The organism is Solibacillus ferritrahens, assembly GCF_037027585.1.
GTDB lineage: Bacteria > Bacillota > Bacilli > Bacillales_A > Planococcaceae > Solibacillus > Solibacillus ferritrahens.
Genome location: NZ_JAXCLE010000006.1, coordinates 97,437 through 113,281 on the forward strand (window position 1 = coordinate 97,437; position 15,845 = coordinate 113,281).

18 protein-coding genes are annotated in these 15,845 nt (G+C 36.1%); 15 read left to right on the forward strand and 3 right to left on the reverse strand.

Translation table 11 applies throughout. The annotated features are described in order from the left end of the window. Positions 1–110 precede the first annotated feature (110 nt). The 3 genes from ribE to ribH are packed head-to-tail and all read left to right on the forward strand — an operon-like array spanning position 111 to position 1,852. On the forward strand, positions 111–746 hold the full coding sequence (ribE, locus tag SNE38_RS07855) for a riboflavin synthase (RefSeq protein WP_336046251.1): 636 nt from the start codon (positions 111–113) through the stop codon (positions 744–746). 14 nt (positions 747–760) lie between these two features. Next, positions 761–1,372 carry a 3,4-dihydroxy-2-butanone-4-phosphate synthase gene (gene ribB / locus SNE38_RS07860; RefSeq protein ID WP_191704458.1) on the forward strand — a complete coding sequence of 204 codons (612 nt, stop codon included), beginning with the start codon at positions 761–763 and terminating at the stop codon, positions 1,370–1,372. Between the two features lie 15 nt (positions 1,373–1,387). Beyond that, on the forward strand, positions 1,388–1,852 hold the full coding sequence (gene ribH / locus SNE38_RS07865; RefSeq protein WP_336046252.1) for a 6,7-dimethyl-8-ribityllumazine synthase: 465 nt from the start codon (positions 1,388–1,390) through the stop codon (positions 1,850–1,852). Positions 1,853–2,493: 641 nt separating this feature from the next. Here ribH and SNE38_RS07870 read toward each other — a convergent pair. Beyond that, on the reverse strand, positions 2,494–2,739 hold the full coding sequence (locus SNE38_RS07870; protein WP_225223836.1) for a hypothetical protein: 246 nt from the start codon (positions 2,737–2,739) through the stop codon (positions 2,494–2,496). Positions 2,740–3,267: 528 nt separating this feature from the next. Here SNE38_RS07870 and SNE38_RS07875 point away from each other — a divergent pair. From SNE38_RS07875 to SNE38_RS07900, 6 genes are all read left to right on the forward strand, one after another. Next, a complete protein-coding gene (locus tag SNE38_RS07875) occupies positions 3,268–3,570 on the forward strand; it encodes an ArsR/SmtB family transcription factor (RefSeq protein WP_336046253.1) in 303 nt (100 codons plus the stop codon). Continuing rightward, complete coding sequence (locus SNE38_RS07880) at positions 3,558–4,847, forward strand: arsenic transporter (protein WP_191704462.1); 1,290 nt, start codon at positions 3,558–3,560, stop codon at positions 4,845–4,847. Before SNE38_RS07875 ends, SNE38_RS07880 begins: the two co-directional genes overlap by 13 nt. A gap of 20 nt (positions 4,848–4,867) precedes the next feature. Further along, complete coding sequence (arsC, locus tag SNE38_RS07885; protein WP_191704463.1) at positions 4,868–5,281, forward strand: arsenate reductase (thioredoxin); 414 nt, start codon at positions 4,868–4,870, stop codon at positions 5,279–5,281. 208 nt (positions 5,282–5,489) lie between these two features. Then, positions 5,490–6,788, forward strand: coding sequence for an NAD(P)-binding domain-containing protein (locus SNE38_RS07890; RefSeq protein ID WP_191704464.1), 1,299 nt, complete (start codon positions 5,490–5,492; stop codon positions 6,786–6,788). Between the two features lie 17 nt (positions 6,789–6,805). Continuing rightward, the gene (locus tag SNE38_RS07895; protein WP_336046254.1) at positions 6,806–7,285 is read left to right on the forward strand and encodes a GNAT family N-acetyltransferase; all 480 of its coding nucleotides are present in this window, start codon (positions 6,806–6,808) and stop codon (positions 7,283–7,285) included. Positions 7,286–7,519: 234 nt separating this feature from the next. After that, on the forward strand, positions 7,520–8,359 hold the full coding sequence (locus SNE38_RS07900) for a methyl-accepting chemotaxis protein (protein ID WP_336046255.1): 840 nt from the start codon (positions 7,520–7,522) through the stop codon (positions 8,357–8,359). A gap of 424 nt (positions 8,360–8,783) precedes the next feature. Here the strand turns inward: SNE38_RS07900 and SNE38_RS07905 are convergent, their stop codons facing one another. After that, a complete protein-coding gene (locus SNE38_RS07905) occupies positions 8,784–9,068 on the reverse strand; it encodes a hypothetical protein (RefSeq protein ID WP_191704467.1) in 285 nt (94 codons plus the stop codon). 260 nt (positions 9,069–9,328) lie between these two features. Between SNE38_RS07905 and SNE38_RS07910 the strand changes: the two genes are divergently transcribed. The 6 genes from SNE38_RS07910 (at position 9,329) to SNE38_RS07935 (ending at position 15,134) form a co-directional block, all read left to right on the forward strand. Further along, a complete protein-coding gene (locus tag SNE38_RS07910; protein ID WP_191704578.1) occupies positions 9,329–10,111 on the forward strand; it encodes an ABC transporter ATP-binding protein in 783 nt (260 codons plus the stop codon). Next, on the forward strand, positions 10,101–12,155 hold the full coding sequence (locus tag SNE38_RS07915) for an FtsX-like permease family protein (protein WP_191704468.1): 2,055 nt from the start codon (positions 10,101–10,103) through the stop codon (positions 12,153–12,155). Before SNE38_RS07910 ends, SNE38_RS07915 begins: the two co-directional genes overlap by 11 nt. 10 nt (positions 12,156–12,165) lie before the next feature. Beyond that, the gene (locus tag SNE38_RS07920; RefSeq protein WP_336046256.1) at positions 12,166–12,843 is read left to right on the forward strand and encodes a response regulator transcription factor; all 678 of its coding nucleotides are present in this window, start codon (positions 12,166–12,168) and stop codon (positions 12,841–12,843) included. Then, on the forward strand, positions 12,840–13,862 hold the full coding sequence (locus SNE38_RS07925; RefSeq protein ID WP_191704470.1) for a sensor histidine kinase: 1,023 nt from the start codon (positions 12,840–12,842) through the stop codon (positions 13,860–13,862). The genes SNE38_RS07920 and SNE38_RS07925 overlap by 4 nt, the downstream gene beginning before the upstream one ends. Positions 13,863–14,387: 525 nt before the next feature. Beyond that, on the forward strand, positions 14,388–14,843 hold the full coding sequence (locus tag SNE38_RS07930) for a DUF2975 domain-containing protein (protein ID WP_336046257.1): 456 nt from the start codon (positions 14,388–14,390) through the stop codon (positions 14,841–14,843). Positions 14,844–14,882: 39 nt separating this feature from the next. Next, on the forward strand, positions 14,883–15,134 hold the full coding sequence (locus SNE38_RS07935) for a hypothetical protein (RefSeq protein WP_191704472.1): 252 nt from the start codon (positions 14,883–14,885) through the stop codon (positions 15,132–15,134). Between the two features lie 200 nt (positions 15,135–15,334). Here the strand turns inward: SNE38_RS07935 and SNE38_RS07940 are convergent, their stop codons facing one another. Further along, positions 15,335–15,793, reverse strand: coding sequence for a hypothetical protein (locus tag SNE38_RS07940; RefSeq protein WP_336046258.1), 459 nt, complete (start codon positions 15,791–15,793; stop codon positions 15,335–15,337). Between the last annotated feature and the right edge of the window lie 52 nt (positions 15,794–15,845).

Below are 15,845 nucleotides of genomic sequence, written 5' to 3' on the forward strand. Positions count from 1 at the left end.
CTTTTTGAAATTTGTGTTCAAAAGGCTTATTTGATGCTGCTAAATTTCCCTCTCATCGAACTCCGAATTCAATCGGGGTTCTTTTTTAATTTTAAAAAGAGGTGAGTAGGATGTTTACAGGAATTATTGAAGAGTTAGGAACTGTGGAGAAGATTAGTCAGTCCACACAAACGATGGAATTATCCATTCGAGCAAGTAAAATTTTAGAAGATGTAAAACTCGGAGACAGCATTGCGGTGAACGGTGTTTGTTTAACAGTGAAAAAATTTTCGTCCAATTCATTTTTGGCAGATGTGATGCCTGAAACTGTTAAAGCAACAAGCCTGAAACAATTAACTGTTGGTATGCATGTCAATTTGGAACGGGCAATGCTGGCGAACGGTCGATTTGGCGGACATATCGTATCAGGCCATGTTGATGGTGTTGCAATCATACAGCGGAAAAGACCTGTTGCTAATGCGGTCTATGTGGATTTAGCGATGGACCGTACTTTAATTGCACAGTGTATCGAAAAAGGTTCTATAACAGTCGATGGCATAAGCTTAACGATTTTTAATGTGTCAGATACACTCGTTACCATTTCCTTAATCCCCCATACTTACGAACAGACCGTGTTGGGCTATAAAAAGGCTGGGGATGTTGTGAATATTGAAACAGATTTGATCGGGAAATATGTGAAAAAGCATTTACAAAATCAAACGATAAATACGATTACACAAGATTTTCTGCAACGTACAGGGTTTTAAAGGAGTGGGAAAAGATGAATACGATTGACGAAGCAATTCAAGCATTAAAAAATGGTGAAATTATTATTGTATCTGATGATGAAAATCGAGAGAATGAAGGAGATTTTCTCGTTTTAGGAGAATTTGCAACACCGGAAAATATCAACTTTATGGCACTTCATGGTAGGGGATTAATATGTACACCTATTTCTCTAGCCATCGCTGAAAAACTTTGTCTTCACCCAATGGTCCAGAGTAATACAGATACATATCAAACGGCTTTTACGATTAGTATCGATCATATTAACACAACGACAGGAATCAGTGCATTTGAACGTTCAGCAACGATATTGGCATTACTTGAACCAGCAGCGAAGCCGGAACATTTCCACCGTCCTGGGCATGTTTTTCCGCTTATCGCAAAAGAAGGCGGGGTAATAGAGCGCCGCGGTCATACAGAGGCAGGGGTAGATCTTGCAAAATTATGCGGGTCGATGGAAGCGGCGGTCATATGCGAAATTATGAATGAAGATGGTTCGATGGCGCGGATGCCGCAGCTTGAAAGACTCGCACTAAAACATCAGCTGAAATTTATTACGATAGAAGATTTAGTTCAATATATAAAAATAAACACAATGGTTGTATAAGAAGGAGCATATGAAATGGGAAAAACATTTGAAGCGCAATTAGTAGGTACAGATTTAAAAATCGGAATCGTTGTCGGCCGGTTCAATGAATTTATTAATGATAAATTATTAAGCGGTGCAATCGATGGATTAAAAAGACACGGTGTAAATGAAGATAATATTGATACTGCCTGGGTACCGGGTGCATTTGAAGTACCCTTTATTGCAAAGAAAATGGCAGAAGCCAATAAGTATGATGCAGTAATCGGCTTAGGTACAGTCATTCGCGGATCAACAACACATTATGATTATGTATGCAATGAAGCAGCTAAAGGAATTGCCAAAGCGGGCTTGGATACAGGGGTACCGGTTATTTTCGGGATTGTCACAACTGAAAATATCGAGCAGGCGATTGAGCGCGCAGGGACAAAAGCAGGGAATAAAGGCTATGACAGTGCGATGTCAGCTATAGAAATGGCGAATTTAAATAAGTTGTTTTAGATGTTGTTATGTGTCATACCAAGGCATAATGATTAAAAAAGGCTTTCCGAAATCGTATCTTTTCGGAAAGCCTTTTTCGTGCATACGCAAATTTGATTTGGAAACATTATTTAGAATGATTCTGTATGCTTTATCAATCTTTAATTGGACGCTTAGACAACAATAAATTGATTATGAAACCACTGATAGTAAATATAATCATCCCTATCAACACCTTTACTAATGATACCTCGATATCCACAATATGATCAGTCTCCTGTGTTATTTCAAGTACTGTCCACCAGTTATCGATTGAGGATTCATATATGGCAAAGTATAACCATATTAAAAAACAGAAATATACAAATATAAAAATCCCCATTTTTCTATTCATAACACACCTCCTATACAACTTTTCGCAAATTCAGAGTGTTATACCTTTTTAATCTTTCTGATATTATTCGTGTTTTAAGAAAAACGTTTTCAAATGCAAGTTTGGGGAATCTAAAGTCGATCTTCAACAATCGGGCGCTTTCCTTGAATAAGGAAAGGCCCTTTTCTTTCACTTCCGTTTGTATAATCAGCATTGGAATATAATAGATCCTTATTTATAAATTTCTAGCAGTGTTTTTCATTGCCAAATGTTCGAAGAATGAATTTGTTTATTTATTTTTACCGGTTTTTTCATTGCCGTGTTTAAAGTTCCCTGTAATTTTAGCTAATAAAAGCTGTACTTCCATTATATTTTCTGCTGCATTTAATTTTTCTATAAGTTGCGCAGCCTTCCCATCCTTTACAATTTTGATTTGCTTGCCTTCAAAATAGATGATCACTGTCCCTTTTTTCGTTATTTGGTAATTGAATGGCTCTTCCCTTAATCTGTTGCGTTTATCTATTTCACTCACCATATTACCCCCTGTCGACAAAATAGCTTACAAGCCATTTTGTGAAAATATATCCTCTTTCGCAGGGATAATACTCTCTTTTTTATTGTTTAGTTTAAGTAGGGTGTATGTAGACCAAATATCTATGCTTATAATAACTGGAATTTTAGATTTAGTTGGTACATCATATTTTGTGTATCAAATTGTTTCAAAATTGGTTATTCATTAAGATATATAAATGCAGTTTCATACTAGTTAATAGAAGCTTTTCAGTTATTAAATTAAAGGGCGCGATTCTTCAATAAGAAGGTCGCGTTTTCCGTTAAAGGACCATATTGTTGAATAACACTCATTTATAGTTTCCAAACACATATAGGTATGGAAATTTGAATTCTCAATAAGTTCAAAAATATTTTTAAGAACATTTTATTTATTGTCACCTTCTTAGTTGAAGGTGACAATTTTATTTTTATTACATAAGTATTTACTTATATTGAAAGAAATGATACGTTATATAAGTAAATACTTATGTAAAAGATTGGAGGGGTCGTTTTGGATTTATTAGAACAACAACTAAAAGCATTGGCAGATAAAAATCGTCTTACGCTTTTAGCATGCATGAAAAATGGTGAGGTATGTGTTTGTGATTTTGTTGAAGTGCTTGGCATTTCGCAACCTGCTGTTAGTCAACAGTTAAAAAAATTAAAAGATGCAGGTATTATTTTAGAAAGAAAAAAGGGGACGTGGAAATATTACCGAATTGCAGAGCAACTTTCCCCTATTGTAGAAGCTGTCATTAACCAACTAGAAGCTGATGATGGGTGTCGTTGTGGAGGAAATACATGTTCTTGTTAGCAAGCATTCTCTTTATCACAACATTAATTTTCGTTATTTGGCAGCCTAGGGGACTGAATATTGGTTGGTCTGCCATAGCTGGCGCTGTAATGGCATTACTTCTTGGTGTTGTTGATTTTTCTGATGTTGGCTCAGTAATTAACATAACATGGAATGCTACGCTCTCATTTATAGCTATTATCTTAATCTCATTGATTTTAGATGAAATTGGTTTATTTGAGTGGGCTGCCTTACATATGGCGCGTGCAGCAAAAGGCAGTGGCATCAAAATGTTTGTTTATGTTAGCTTACTTGGCGCTATTGTAGCAGCATTGTTTGCTAATGATGGGGCTGCACTGATTTTAACGCCGATCGTATTAGCGATGGTTCGTAACTTACAATTCAGTGAGAAAATGATTTTCCCGTTTATTATGGCAAGTGGCTTTATCGCTGACACAACCAGCTTACCTTTTGTCGTCAGTAATTTAGTAAACATTGTCTCTGCTGACTTCTTTAACATAGGCTTTATCGAATATGCTTCACGTATGTTTATTCCTAACTTATTCTCACTTGTGGCAACCATTGTTGTGCTACTCCTATATTTTAACAAGTCGATTCCACGGGCATATGACGAAGCAATGTTAAAAGAACCACGTCTTGCCATCAATGACATGAAACTATTTAAGTTATCTTGGTTCATCCTAGCAATATTAGTGATTGGTTATTTTTCAAGCGAATGGATTGGCGTACCCGTTTCACTAGTTGCAGGGGTAATTGCAATTTTCTTCTTAGTAATGGCACGTCGAAGTAAAGCTGTCGATACAAAAGCAGTTGTTAAAGGTGCTCCATGGAATATTGTTTTCTTCTCAATTGGTATGTATATTGTCGTTTACGGCTTAGGGAATGCAGGTTTGACATCTGTACTTGCTCGACTTATTGAATGGACAGCAGACCAAGGTTTATTTGTCGCAACGGTTGGTATGGGCTTTATTGCAGCTTTTCTATCATCTGTTATGAATAATATGCCGACTGTGATGGTCAATGCATTAGCAATTGCTGAAACGACTACCAATGGCACATTACGAGAAGCGCTCATTTATGCCAATGTTATTGGTTCTGACTTGGGACCAAAAATTACGCCTATCGGATCTCTTGCGACTCTTGTGTGGCTTTATGTACTTTCAGGAAAAGGCATTAAAATTTCATGGGGGACGTATTTCAAGACAGGGATTTTATTAACGATACCTATTTTACTGTTTACATTATTCGGTCTTTATATCACGCTTTATATTTTTTGAGGAATGGAGCCTTATTTTATATGAAAAACACGTTATATTTCTTATGTACCGGCAACTCATGCCGTTCACAAATGGCTGAAGGTTTTGCCAAAAAGTATTTACCTGATTGGAACATCAAAAGTGCTGGGATTGAAGCGCATGGATTAAATCCAAATGCTGTCAAAGCAATGGCTGAAAAAGGCATTGATATATCGAAACAAACTTCAGATATCATTGACCAAGAGATTTTAAATAACGCAACACTTGTTGTGACTCTGTGCGGTGATGCAGCCGACAAATGCCCAGTAACACCACCGCATGTAAAACGTGAACATTGGGGATTTGATGATCCTGCAAAGGCGAGTGGAACTGAAAAAGAAAAATGGCTTGTATTTCAAACAGTGCGCGATGCGATAGAAACAAGAATTCAGTTGTTTGCTAGTGACCAAAACTGATGCAAATACACAAATCGGGCGATAAGTCAGTCACATTTTTCACGGCTTATATGCAACTCGTTTTACAAGCTAACATCACTTCAGTTGAAAATCTTGAAAAATACATGGTCCAACACTTTTTTCAAAATGATATATCTTCACTCGGTACAATTACGCTTGCTAATTTTAAACAAGCGCTTAAAATATTTATAAGAAATGAGGAATAAAAATGGAGTTTAATATTTTAACAAATTCATCTTGTTGCACACCAAATACAGGGTGTTGCGAACCAAAATATCCAGTCGCTATTATTGGTGCAGGTCCTATTGGGTTAGCCGCTGCTGCCCATTTAAAATCTTACAAATTGCCATTTATCATATTAGAGAAAAATGAGGTGGCTGCAAATGTTGCTTCTTGGGAACATGTGCAACTATTTTCACCATGGGAATTTAATGTAGACAGTGCTGCTAAACAATTGTTAGAAAACACTGGGTGGACGATGCCGAATAAAAACACTATTCCAACTGGAAAAGAATTACGAGAAGATTACTTAATTCCTCTAAGCAAGTTGTTTAAAGAGCAGATCCATACGAATGAAGAGGTTATTGCGATTACAAAGTTAGATACCGATAAAATGAAATCGACCAACCGAGTAAATAAGCCTTTCTTGATTTTCACAAAGAACGGGCAAGCGACAAAAACTTATAAGGCCAGCGCTATTATTGATGCGACAGGTACATGGGGACATTCCAATCCTGCTGTTAGCCATGGGGTATGGTTACCGAACGAACACGCAGCCAGTCATAAAATAAATTATCAAATTCCTAACGTATCTGCCGATTCTTCACGCTATGCAAATAAACGCATTGGTGTTGTAGGTGGTGGACATTCAGCCATCAATTCCCTACTTCAACTAGTAGAATTAAAAGGTGCATACCCACAAACGGAAATCACATGGATTTTGCGTAAAAAGCGTGTTGAAGATGCTTTAGGTGGCGGAACTTCCGATGAATTAGCTGCGCGTGGTGAGCTTGGCTTAAAAATGAAACAAATACTCTCTGATAAAACGATTCATGTGGAAACACCTTTCTATATCCAAACTATTTTAGAGAAAGAAGAAGGATTGATCCTTAAAGGTACAGATAAAAAAATTGGTCCTTTTGATGAGCTAATTGTCAACACAGGCAATCGTCCAGATTTTTCATTCCATAGTGAATTACGTTATGAGGTGGAACCATCGACAGAAGCTGTTTCTGCAATTGCTTCATTAATTGATCCAAACCTTCATAGTTGTGGAAGTGTACCAGCACATGGTGAAAAAGAGTTACGGCAACCAGAAACGAACTTTTACATTGTTGGCTCTAAGTCATACGGACGCGCTCCAACTTTCTTAATGGCTACTGGTTATGAGCAAGTACGTTCAATTGTTGCGTTCCTTGCTGGCGACATATCTGCTGCTCTTGATGTGAAATTAACACTACCAGAAACAGGCGTTTGTCATACTGGGATTGAAGGATGCTGTCAATAAAAAGGGGCTTATATTAGATGATTCGTTATTTAGAAAAGAAAGATATACCTGACGTGCTGACAATCTATCAATTAGGGATTGACACAGGTATCGCGACATTTGAAACAATGGCACCTTCTTTAGAACAGTGGGACCAAAAATTTCACCCAAACCTTCGATATGTCTTTGAAGAAAATGATAACATTTTAGGTTGGATATCTATAACGCCTGTTTCTTCAAGAGAGGTTTATAAAGGAGTAGGAGAAGTAAGTGTTTATGTACACCCTCATGCTAAAGGCAAAGGGGTTGGTACTCAACTACTTGAACAATTAATTGTGCAAGCCAAACTCTCGGGTTACTGGATGCTACAATCATCTATATTTGAAGTGAATTTAGTTAGTATTCAACTTCACAAAAAGTCCGGATTTAATATTGTAGGGTTACGTAAAGGAATTGCTAGAAAAAACGATCAATGGATGAATACAATTTTGATGGAACAACATTTAATACTTGAATAACGAACCTTTAGATAAATGATATTCAACAATCAGGCGCGATTCTTCAATAAGAAGATCGCGTTTTTCCGTTAGAGGACCAGATTGCTCCCAAAATATTATTTTATAGGACTTGTGTAGCATATATTTTAAAACCGTGTTATGTTATTGAAAGAAATACTATACATACAAGCAAACAGCTTGTTATTCAATAGCATTGTAAGATGAAATTTAGCAATTACTCAAAGGAGAACAACAATGAATAAAATAAATTTAAACACAGCCATTCATCCGACTTTACAAAATTATTTAGAAATTTTACCTTTATTCCACTCAATGTTACCAGACCTAGCTATTGGATTAACTGATACACAAGAATGGATTGCTTACTTTCCGGGGCGAAAAATAGATATAGGAGCAAGAGCAGGTACTAAAATAAATCCACAAGAACCTCTAGCAGATTGTATTAAAAACAAGGTAATAATAAATGATGAAGTTCCACCGGAGTTCTTTGGACTTCCTTTCACCGGCATAGCTGCACCTATATTAGATAATGGTCAGGTAATTGGAGCACTAGCCATTCAATTACAAAAACAAAATGAAAAACAACTTAGAGCTATTTCAGATCAGATTTTACAATCACTTGAAAAAGCTAGTAACCGTGTCGTGTCTATCACAGATAGCTCGGAAGGTCTCTCAAAAATCAGTGATAAATTGTTAGAACAGTCCACTCAAGCAATGGAAGAAGTGAAAAATACGGATGAAGTATTAAATTTCATTAAGAGAGTTGCTGATCAAACAAACCTTTTAGGGTTAAATGCCGCTATTGAAGCAGCAAGGGCAGGGGATAAAGGTCTTGGCTTCACAGTAGTTGCTAATGAAATAAGAAAACTTTCTTTTGAAACCGTTTCTTCCACAGAAAAAATAAGACAAACACTAACGAACATCCAAAATTCCGTGAATGAGATTACAGCTTCTATTCAAGAGGTTGTGGTTGTTGGACGTGAACAAGCATCCTCTACTGACGAAATTTCAAACATTATTACTAAGATTGAATCTATGAGTAAAGAGTTAAACAAGTATGCTTCCGAATTATAAAAATTAGGAACGTAAAAAATATACATATAATATGGATTTCCAAAAATAAAAGCGAAGTAGTACCTAAAACAAGGGGCTACTTCGCTTTTAGACTTATTTATTGTGAATACTTAATATTATATACATAATGGCGTAACGGAGTGATGATAATATGACAAGAAATCAGAAAAACGAGGTACCTATTGTTGTTTTAAGCAGCTTTTCTATCCTAGTTTTGCCTGCACTTTATTATAGTGGAGTAAATAGTTTAATCGTAGGAACTTATACTATTATCATGTTTATTATTCTATCTACGTTAACAATAAGCATGATTAAACAACAAAATAGTAGAAAGAATAATAAGGAAGAAAATCACTAAAATGATTTTGAACTTACTGTGGCTTTAATCAACAAACGGGCGCAATTGTTATAAATAAGACTTAGGTCATAATTTCTTACGTTTTCGTTCTAAAAATATAGGTGCTAAATTTAGCAAGATAGAAACAATTGTCAAAAACCAAAATGCCCTTGCCATACCAGGCAGTTCACTTAAAGCCGACCAGTCTTCCACTTTTACCCACCGATTTAAATTACTGAAAGCTGCACAAATTGTTAATGCTGTTAATGATAATGCCATCGCCATAGCAAATTTATAGTCCTTTCCTGCTGCATACATATAAAGATTTATAAAGGTTATAACTACTGCAATAAGACCTAATATTACCCACATAATAATACCTCCATCATACTTTCATTTTTCAATATAGATATAAATTGTAAGTTTATGGTTCTTAAAGCGATGTTTGATATGTGCGTCTTAATTCATTTATATTGGTTGGGCGTATTGAAATCGTAAATTGAATGACTAAGAGAATGGAACTATATTGTAAATCAATTCCTTCTATTTCAAACCTTACGCCAACTGTAAGAGTAATTTTGCTTATTTTTGTAGTAAGGTATTGCTAAGGAAACAAACAGGAGGCTGTAATGGTGAATGCGTCGAATAAATTACTTGAAGTGAAAGAAGTTCATAAAGTTTTTGGGAAAGGACAAAGTGAAACAAAGGCATTAAAAGGTGTCACTTTTGATGTTTTACCAGGGGAGTTTCTTGGCATCATGGGAGCGAGTGGTTCAGGAAAGACAACGCTATTAAATGTAATCGCTACAATGTTGAAGCCAACATCAGGTCAAATATTACTAGAGGGGCAAAATATTTCGTCGTTCAAAGGGGGGCAGCTTGCTGCATATCGAGGCAATCACATTGGTTACTTATTCCAGCAATTTGAACTGATTGATAATTTAACGGTGAAAGAAAATATCGTGTTGCCGTTAGCCATTCATGGAATTCATGTAAGTGCACAGGAGCAACAGTTGTCGGAATTAGTGAACAGATTTGATATTGAAGAACTGTTAAATAAATTTCCGTCACAGTTGTCTGGCGGTCAAAAGCAGCGGGTTGCGGCTGCAAGGGCATTAATTTCCAATCCTAGTATTGTCCTAGCAGATGAGCCCACAGGAGCGCTAGATACAAAAAATGCAAAAGTTTTAATGGAGAAGCTATCTGAACACAATCAACTGCATCGGTCTACGATTTTAACGGTGACGCATGATGCGAATGCAGCTAGCTATTGTTCTAGAATTTTGTTTATCCAAGACGGGGTCATTTTCCATGAACTACGCAGAAATGTACTGGGCGAATCGCAAGAGGCATTTTATGAGCGCATTGTGATGGTGATGGCGCAGCTTGCTGGAGGTAGTAGCAATGTTCTTTGATTTTGTGAAACGTAATAGCCGACAAACGCGAAAGGAAAACGGGGTGTATTTTGCATCGCTGATTGTATCGATTATGGCGTTTTATGTGATTTTGTCACTAGGTGAACAAGATGTGATGCGGTATTTGAAGACAATTGAAAGTGATGCAGTAGATCGCTTACTATTATTAATTCCCGTACTTTATGGGGTTTCACTAGTATTCGTGTTCTTCCTTGTGTATTTTGCAAATCGCTATCAGATGCAGCAGCGTAGTCATGAGTTCGGTATGTATCTAATGATGGGGATGAAGCAAAGTAAGTTATTTCTCATGACGATGGGAGAAGCGATATTGAATAGTATCATGTCTCTTTGTATAGGCTTACCGATTGCTTTGTTTATAACGGAGCTTATTAATTTAACGACGTCTCGTTTAGTTGGCATGGGGATTGTAGGACATGCATTTCGAATTTCATGGGTTGGCATACTATTAACGATTTGTGGTTTCTTTCTTGTGCAATTACTAGCAATGCTGATTTTGAGCTTTAAGTTGAGCCGAAAAGAGCCGAATGAATTACTTCATGAGGATAAAGATAAGTCGCAAAGTACAATGACACCTAAATGGGGTGTAGTCAGTCTACTATCTGGTGCTACTTTACTGCTTGGGACAATCTTTTTATGTATCGCATACGGCATGGCGATTTTATATTTAAGAAATTTTGATTACAGCATATTTGCACTTATTTTACTAATCGGTATAATGGGGACGTTTATAATGTTCCGCGGTTTAGGCAGCTTGATTGGTTTTTATGTGATGAAAAAAGGTAAGTCCACAACAGGTATATCAATGTTTACAGCGAGACAGCTACAGGAAAACGTACTGCATCAATGGAGCTCACTGGCAATTTCATCACTACTTATTTTAATGGCGATGGTGTGCTTTGCGTTCGGGACATTTACTGCGTTAACGAATGATGCAGTATCTACACGAACAGTGGACTACACGTTTAATGATGAAAAGGCAGAAATTCAAGCGGTTGTGCAATCAGAGGAATTAGCACCATATATCGAGCAATTTTACGGCATGGCGTTGCACAATTTTTACGCAAGCGAAGATGAGTCAACATTAAACTTTCATTTTGCTTGGTCAGGATTAATGGAGGAAATATCGAGTGCAACTGATTCAGAGGCTAAAAATATTTTAATTAATAACTTTTCACAGAAAGGTAATCCTTATTTTATTTCATTATCAAGCTATAATGATATGCTACAAGCAGCAGGTAAGGAACAAATTGTACTCGCTGACAATGAAGTTGCGATGTATTCAAGTGAGGTTACAGGTGCTCCTTATGATGTATTAAAGGATTTATTACAAAAGGAGCCGACAATTGAAATTGCGGATAAAGAGTATACATTAGCGTCAAATCTATACTCAGATAATATTGTAGCGGACCGTGCGATTACGTTAATGTATGCACTTATCGTACCAGATACATTGTTCACTCAATATTTTGATGTAGTTGATACGTGGCTGTGGAATATGACGTTAAAAAGTGATTTCGTAAAAGAAAAAGGGCTTATGCAGGCGATGCTTGAAGTCGATCAAGTACTCAACACAATGGATGTGCAATTTGAAAGCTACCTTGCAAGTATGGGCAGACAGCTATTTTATACGGTAGCAGCAACCTATACAACGTTTTACTTAGGCGTGATGTTTTTACTAATCGCCAATACGGTGCTAGGCTTGAACTTTTTAATGCAACAACGAAGCACGCGTAGTCGCTACGAAACACTGGTGATGCTCGGTGCAAATGTACATTCTATCTGTCTGTCTGCACGCAAGCAAATTTGGTTATATTTTATTTTAGCGATTACAGTGGCACTTATTAGTGGTAGTTTTGGGATTTGGTCTTTATTAACCGCCTTGCCAGCGGCTGAGTTTAATGTTCGTAACATCAGTGTGATTGGACTTGTTGTGCTACTATTTATAATAATCGAAGTGATATATATTCGTATGATACAACGAAAAAGCGACGCAGAAATTCAAAAGCTAAACGATATTGACTAGAGGTGTTTGTATGGCGAACATTGTCATAGTAGAGGATGACCATTTTCTACGTGAAGAATTACAACATATTTTACAAAAGGAGGGGTACTCAGTTGTGAGTATCTCTACTTTTGATGCCCCCGTAGAAGCGATTATACAAGCCAATCCGTCCCTTGTATTATTGGATTTAAATTTGCCAGATATGTCCGGCTTTCAAATTTGTCGTACGTTAAAGGCGAAGGGCGTTGGTCCAATATTAGTGTTAACAGCACGTAATCAGTTACGAGATGAACTGCATGCATTAGAGCTCGGGGCGGATGATTTTTTAAATAAACCGTGTCATCCGAAGCGACTCATTGCCCGAATCGAAAAGCTACAGCAACTGTACGCTACAATGCCTAGACTATTAAAATGGGCACAATTCACGCTAGATGAAAAAGGGAATATTTTATATGCTGCTCAGCAGTCTGTCGCCTTATCAGAAAATGAAGCCATTATGATGAAATTATTTATTAACAATTCACCAGCAATAGTGACAAAGGAGCAACTTTTTATAGAGCTATGGGGAAGTAGTGAATTTGTAGACGAGAACATTTTACAAGTCAATATGACGAGACTTCGAAAAACGTTAGATAAGGTGGGAATGTCACGGTCAATTAAAACGGTCAGAGGTATCGGCTATCAATTAATAGGGGGCGAAACCTCATGAAAAAAGTCAATTGGCTACATCTATTTCAGCACTCGCATCACTGGATTTTACTCCTTTTTGTGAATAGTGCTTTATTTATATTTTTAGCGTGGGTTGCTTATCCAAAAGAATTTAAAATATTAGTACCGACGATGCTCATTATCACATTGGTTACGATGTTGTATGGGGTAATTATTACATTGAAAAAACAGCAAGAGAAACAAAATCCTTTTTATCAGTTTTTAAAAGAGCCCTCTCTTGAGAAGGAAGAACATTTATTACAAATTTTAGGTAACTCCTATAAAGAAGTCGTGCACAATTTAGCCAATGAATTACGTCGCCTGCATGATGAAGCACTAGAGGCAAAGTACCAGTCATTAGAATATCAAACGTTTATCGAAAGCTGGGTGCATGAAATTAAAACACCACTTTCATTATTTCATTTTGTGTTACAAAATCGGAAAGACGAAATGTCTTCTTTAGTTTATAAACGGCTAGATCATGCAAATATAACGATTCATGATTACGTAGAACGTATATTATTTTTTGCCAAGCTTCAAGCAGTGCATGTGGATTATAGCTTGAAAAAGGTCTCGATTTTGGAATGCTTTGAAGACGTCTTACTAGAGCTACAATCATTATTGGAAGAGCAGAAGGTAAGTGTTCATACGGATATCAAGGACATTCCCGTTATATCTGATGAAAGAGCGCTTCATTTTATTTTAATCCAGTTACTTGTGAATGCAATTAAATATCGAAACGTAGATAGTGATAGTTTCATTTGGATAGAAACAGGCTTTGAACATGAAAAAGACAGCTATTATGTGAAAGTAGCTGACAATGGACTGGGTGTCTTGCAATCAGACTTACCATTTATATTTGATAAAGGATTTACTGGAGACACTCACAATCAAAAGCAGTCTACAGGAATGGGCTTGTTTTTAGTGAAAAAATTATGTGATGATTTGCAAATTGAAATGAAGGTCGACTCAGAATATAAGCGTGGTTTTACAATGAAGTTATTGTTTCCGAAGGTTTAACCGTACGAAATTGAACAAAAATACTAACGAAGCTAATCGTCCATGAAACGGTTAGACACTGTTACCGTTTGAGGATGATATTCCAACTTTGTTACGTAGTAAAGGGAAATATTTAGTATGGGAAGCAGTGTTTTAGTAGGTGGATTAGGCATGCAGTTAATCACACAAACTTAAGATTACAGAAAATGACTAAAAAGTATATTAGCGATAGTGTGTAAAGGCTGCGAAATCCTTGTCGAGCAAACGAAAATATAATAAGCGAAGAATTTTTCCTTTAGATGCTGTTGACCTTTAGTTTTAGGTGAAAATAAAGGGAACTTTTCCGTCTATTCATAGAACAACGCACTCACTCACTTATTTTTTAGGATAATAAGCGAAATTTCTTCGTCTATTTTGACCACTTTAAAAAAAATATATAAATAAGCGGAATTTCTCCCTCTATTTAAGCCCATTTTCATTTTCACGGAAACCTTCATCCAGATAATTCGTTTTAATGAAAAACATTGGAAAATAAGGGAGGACACTATGAAGAAAATCAATTCCGTTCTTTTAAGTTTAGGTATTGTAGCGATTGGCATAATCGTATTATTTTTATGTGTATATCTTTTACCTATCCTTGCCCAGGAAGCAGCTGCTGTTCATCCGGAAGTCGCCTACTTGCAATATCCTATTTTACTTGGATTATACGCAACAGCAATCCCATTTTTTTACGCGCTTTATGAGTCATTGAATATGATATATGTGATTGAACGGAAATCATTATTTTCAAGCAGCATTATAAAAGGGTTAAATTATATTAAATATTGTGCATTCATTATCATCGCTTTGTACGTAGCAGGATTTATTATACTTGATACGGCAAATGCTTTCCCGCCGATCATGGCAGTAGCAGGGTTAGTAATTATTATCGTTTCCTTAATGGTAGCAACCGGATCAGTATTTATTAAAAACGTTTTATTAAAATTTCCATTATCAAATTAACAGTGGAGTTTAAAAAATAGTGATCAAGGAGATGGTGTTTTGAGCGATATAGATAAACGAAACAGATTAAAAGAAGAGCCATTCACTTATCGAATAACTAAAAATGGAACGGTAGCAATTAACTTTAAAGGTAAGCAAATTAAAATAGTAAAGGATAAGGAGGCAGAACGTCTTATAGCAAGAATTAAAGCAGTTGAAGATAATATATTAGAAGTACAATTATTATTAGCGAAAATTACGGGTAACTTTAAACATGGAAATGAAAAATCCGGAAAAAATAAAAGAAAATAAATATTGGTAATGTAAAACATTGAGGGTGGGACAAAAGTAGAGATCTCATTGAATAGAAGAAATTCCTTATTAAGGGCCATGTTCCTGTAACGGAAAACAATTCTGGGAGTAGCAGAAAAATACCGATCTTTCCTTTTGGAAAATCGGTATTTTTTGTTTTGTCCCAGGCTCTTTTTATTTGGGTTGGCTTGATTTTATACCTATTTAATGAACTCAATTAATTTTTCCGTCATTTCTTTCCCAACTGTATAAGCTGTATGGGTATCTTCGGTGTTTATAAAAGTGCTTGTTTCACCTTTTTCGTTTATCCATAGATGAAAATACTGTACATTTCCATTCTCATAAATAATGTTCATATAATATTCTGGATTAGTCATATCCGCTATGCCATTTACTTTTACACCACTCATAATTATAGTTTTTAACATTTCGATAGAACTAATATCTTCAAGAACGATTTTGTTGGTTCCTTTCGTTTTTGAAATACTAACTTCTTTAATTTCCCCATCGATCTTTAATGTTGAAACCGCCTCTACCTTTGACTGCTGTTTAGGTTTATTTTCACCACTGTTTATTGTATTGCTTTCATTTGTTTGGCAACCAAAAAGAATCGTTGATGTAATAGTCAGTGATAAAACAAGTAACATAACTTTTTTCATATAATAATCCCTCCATAATAGTTAGACGGAGTTAACTCCCTGAAAGTTACAA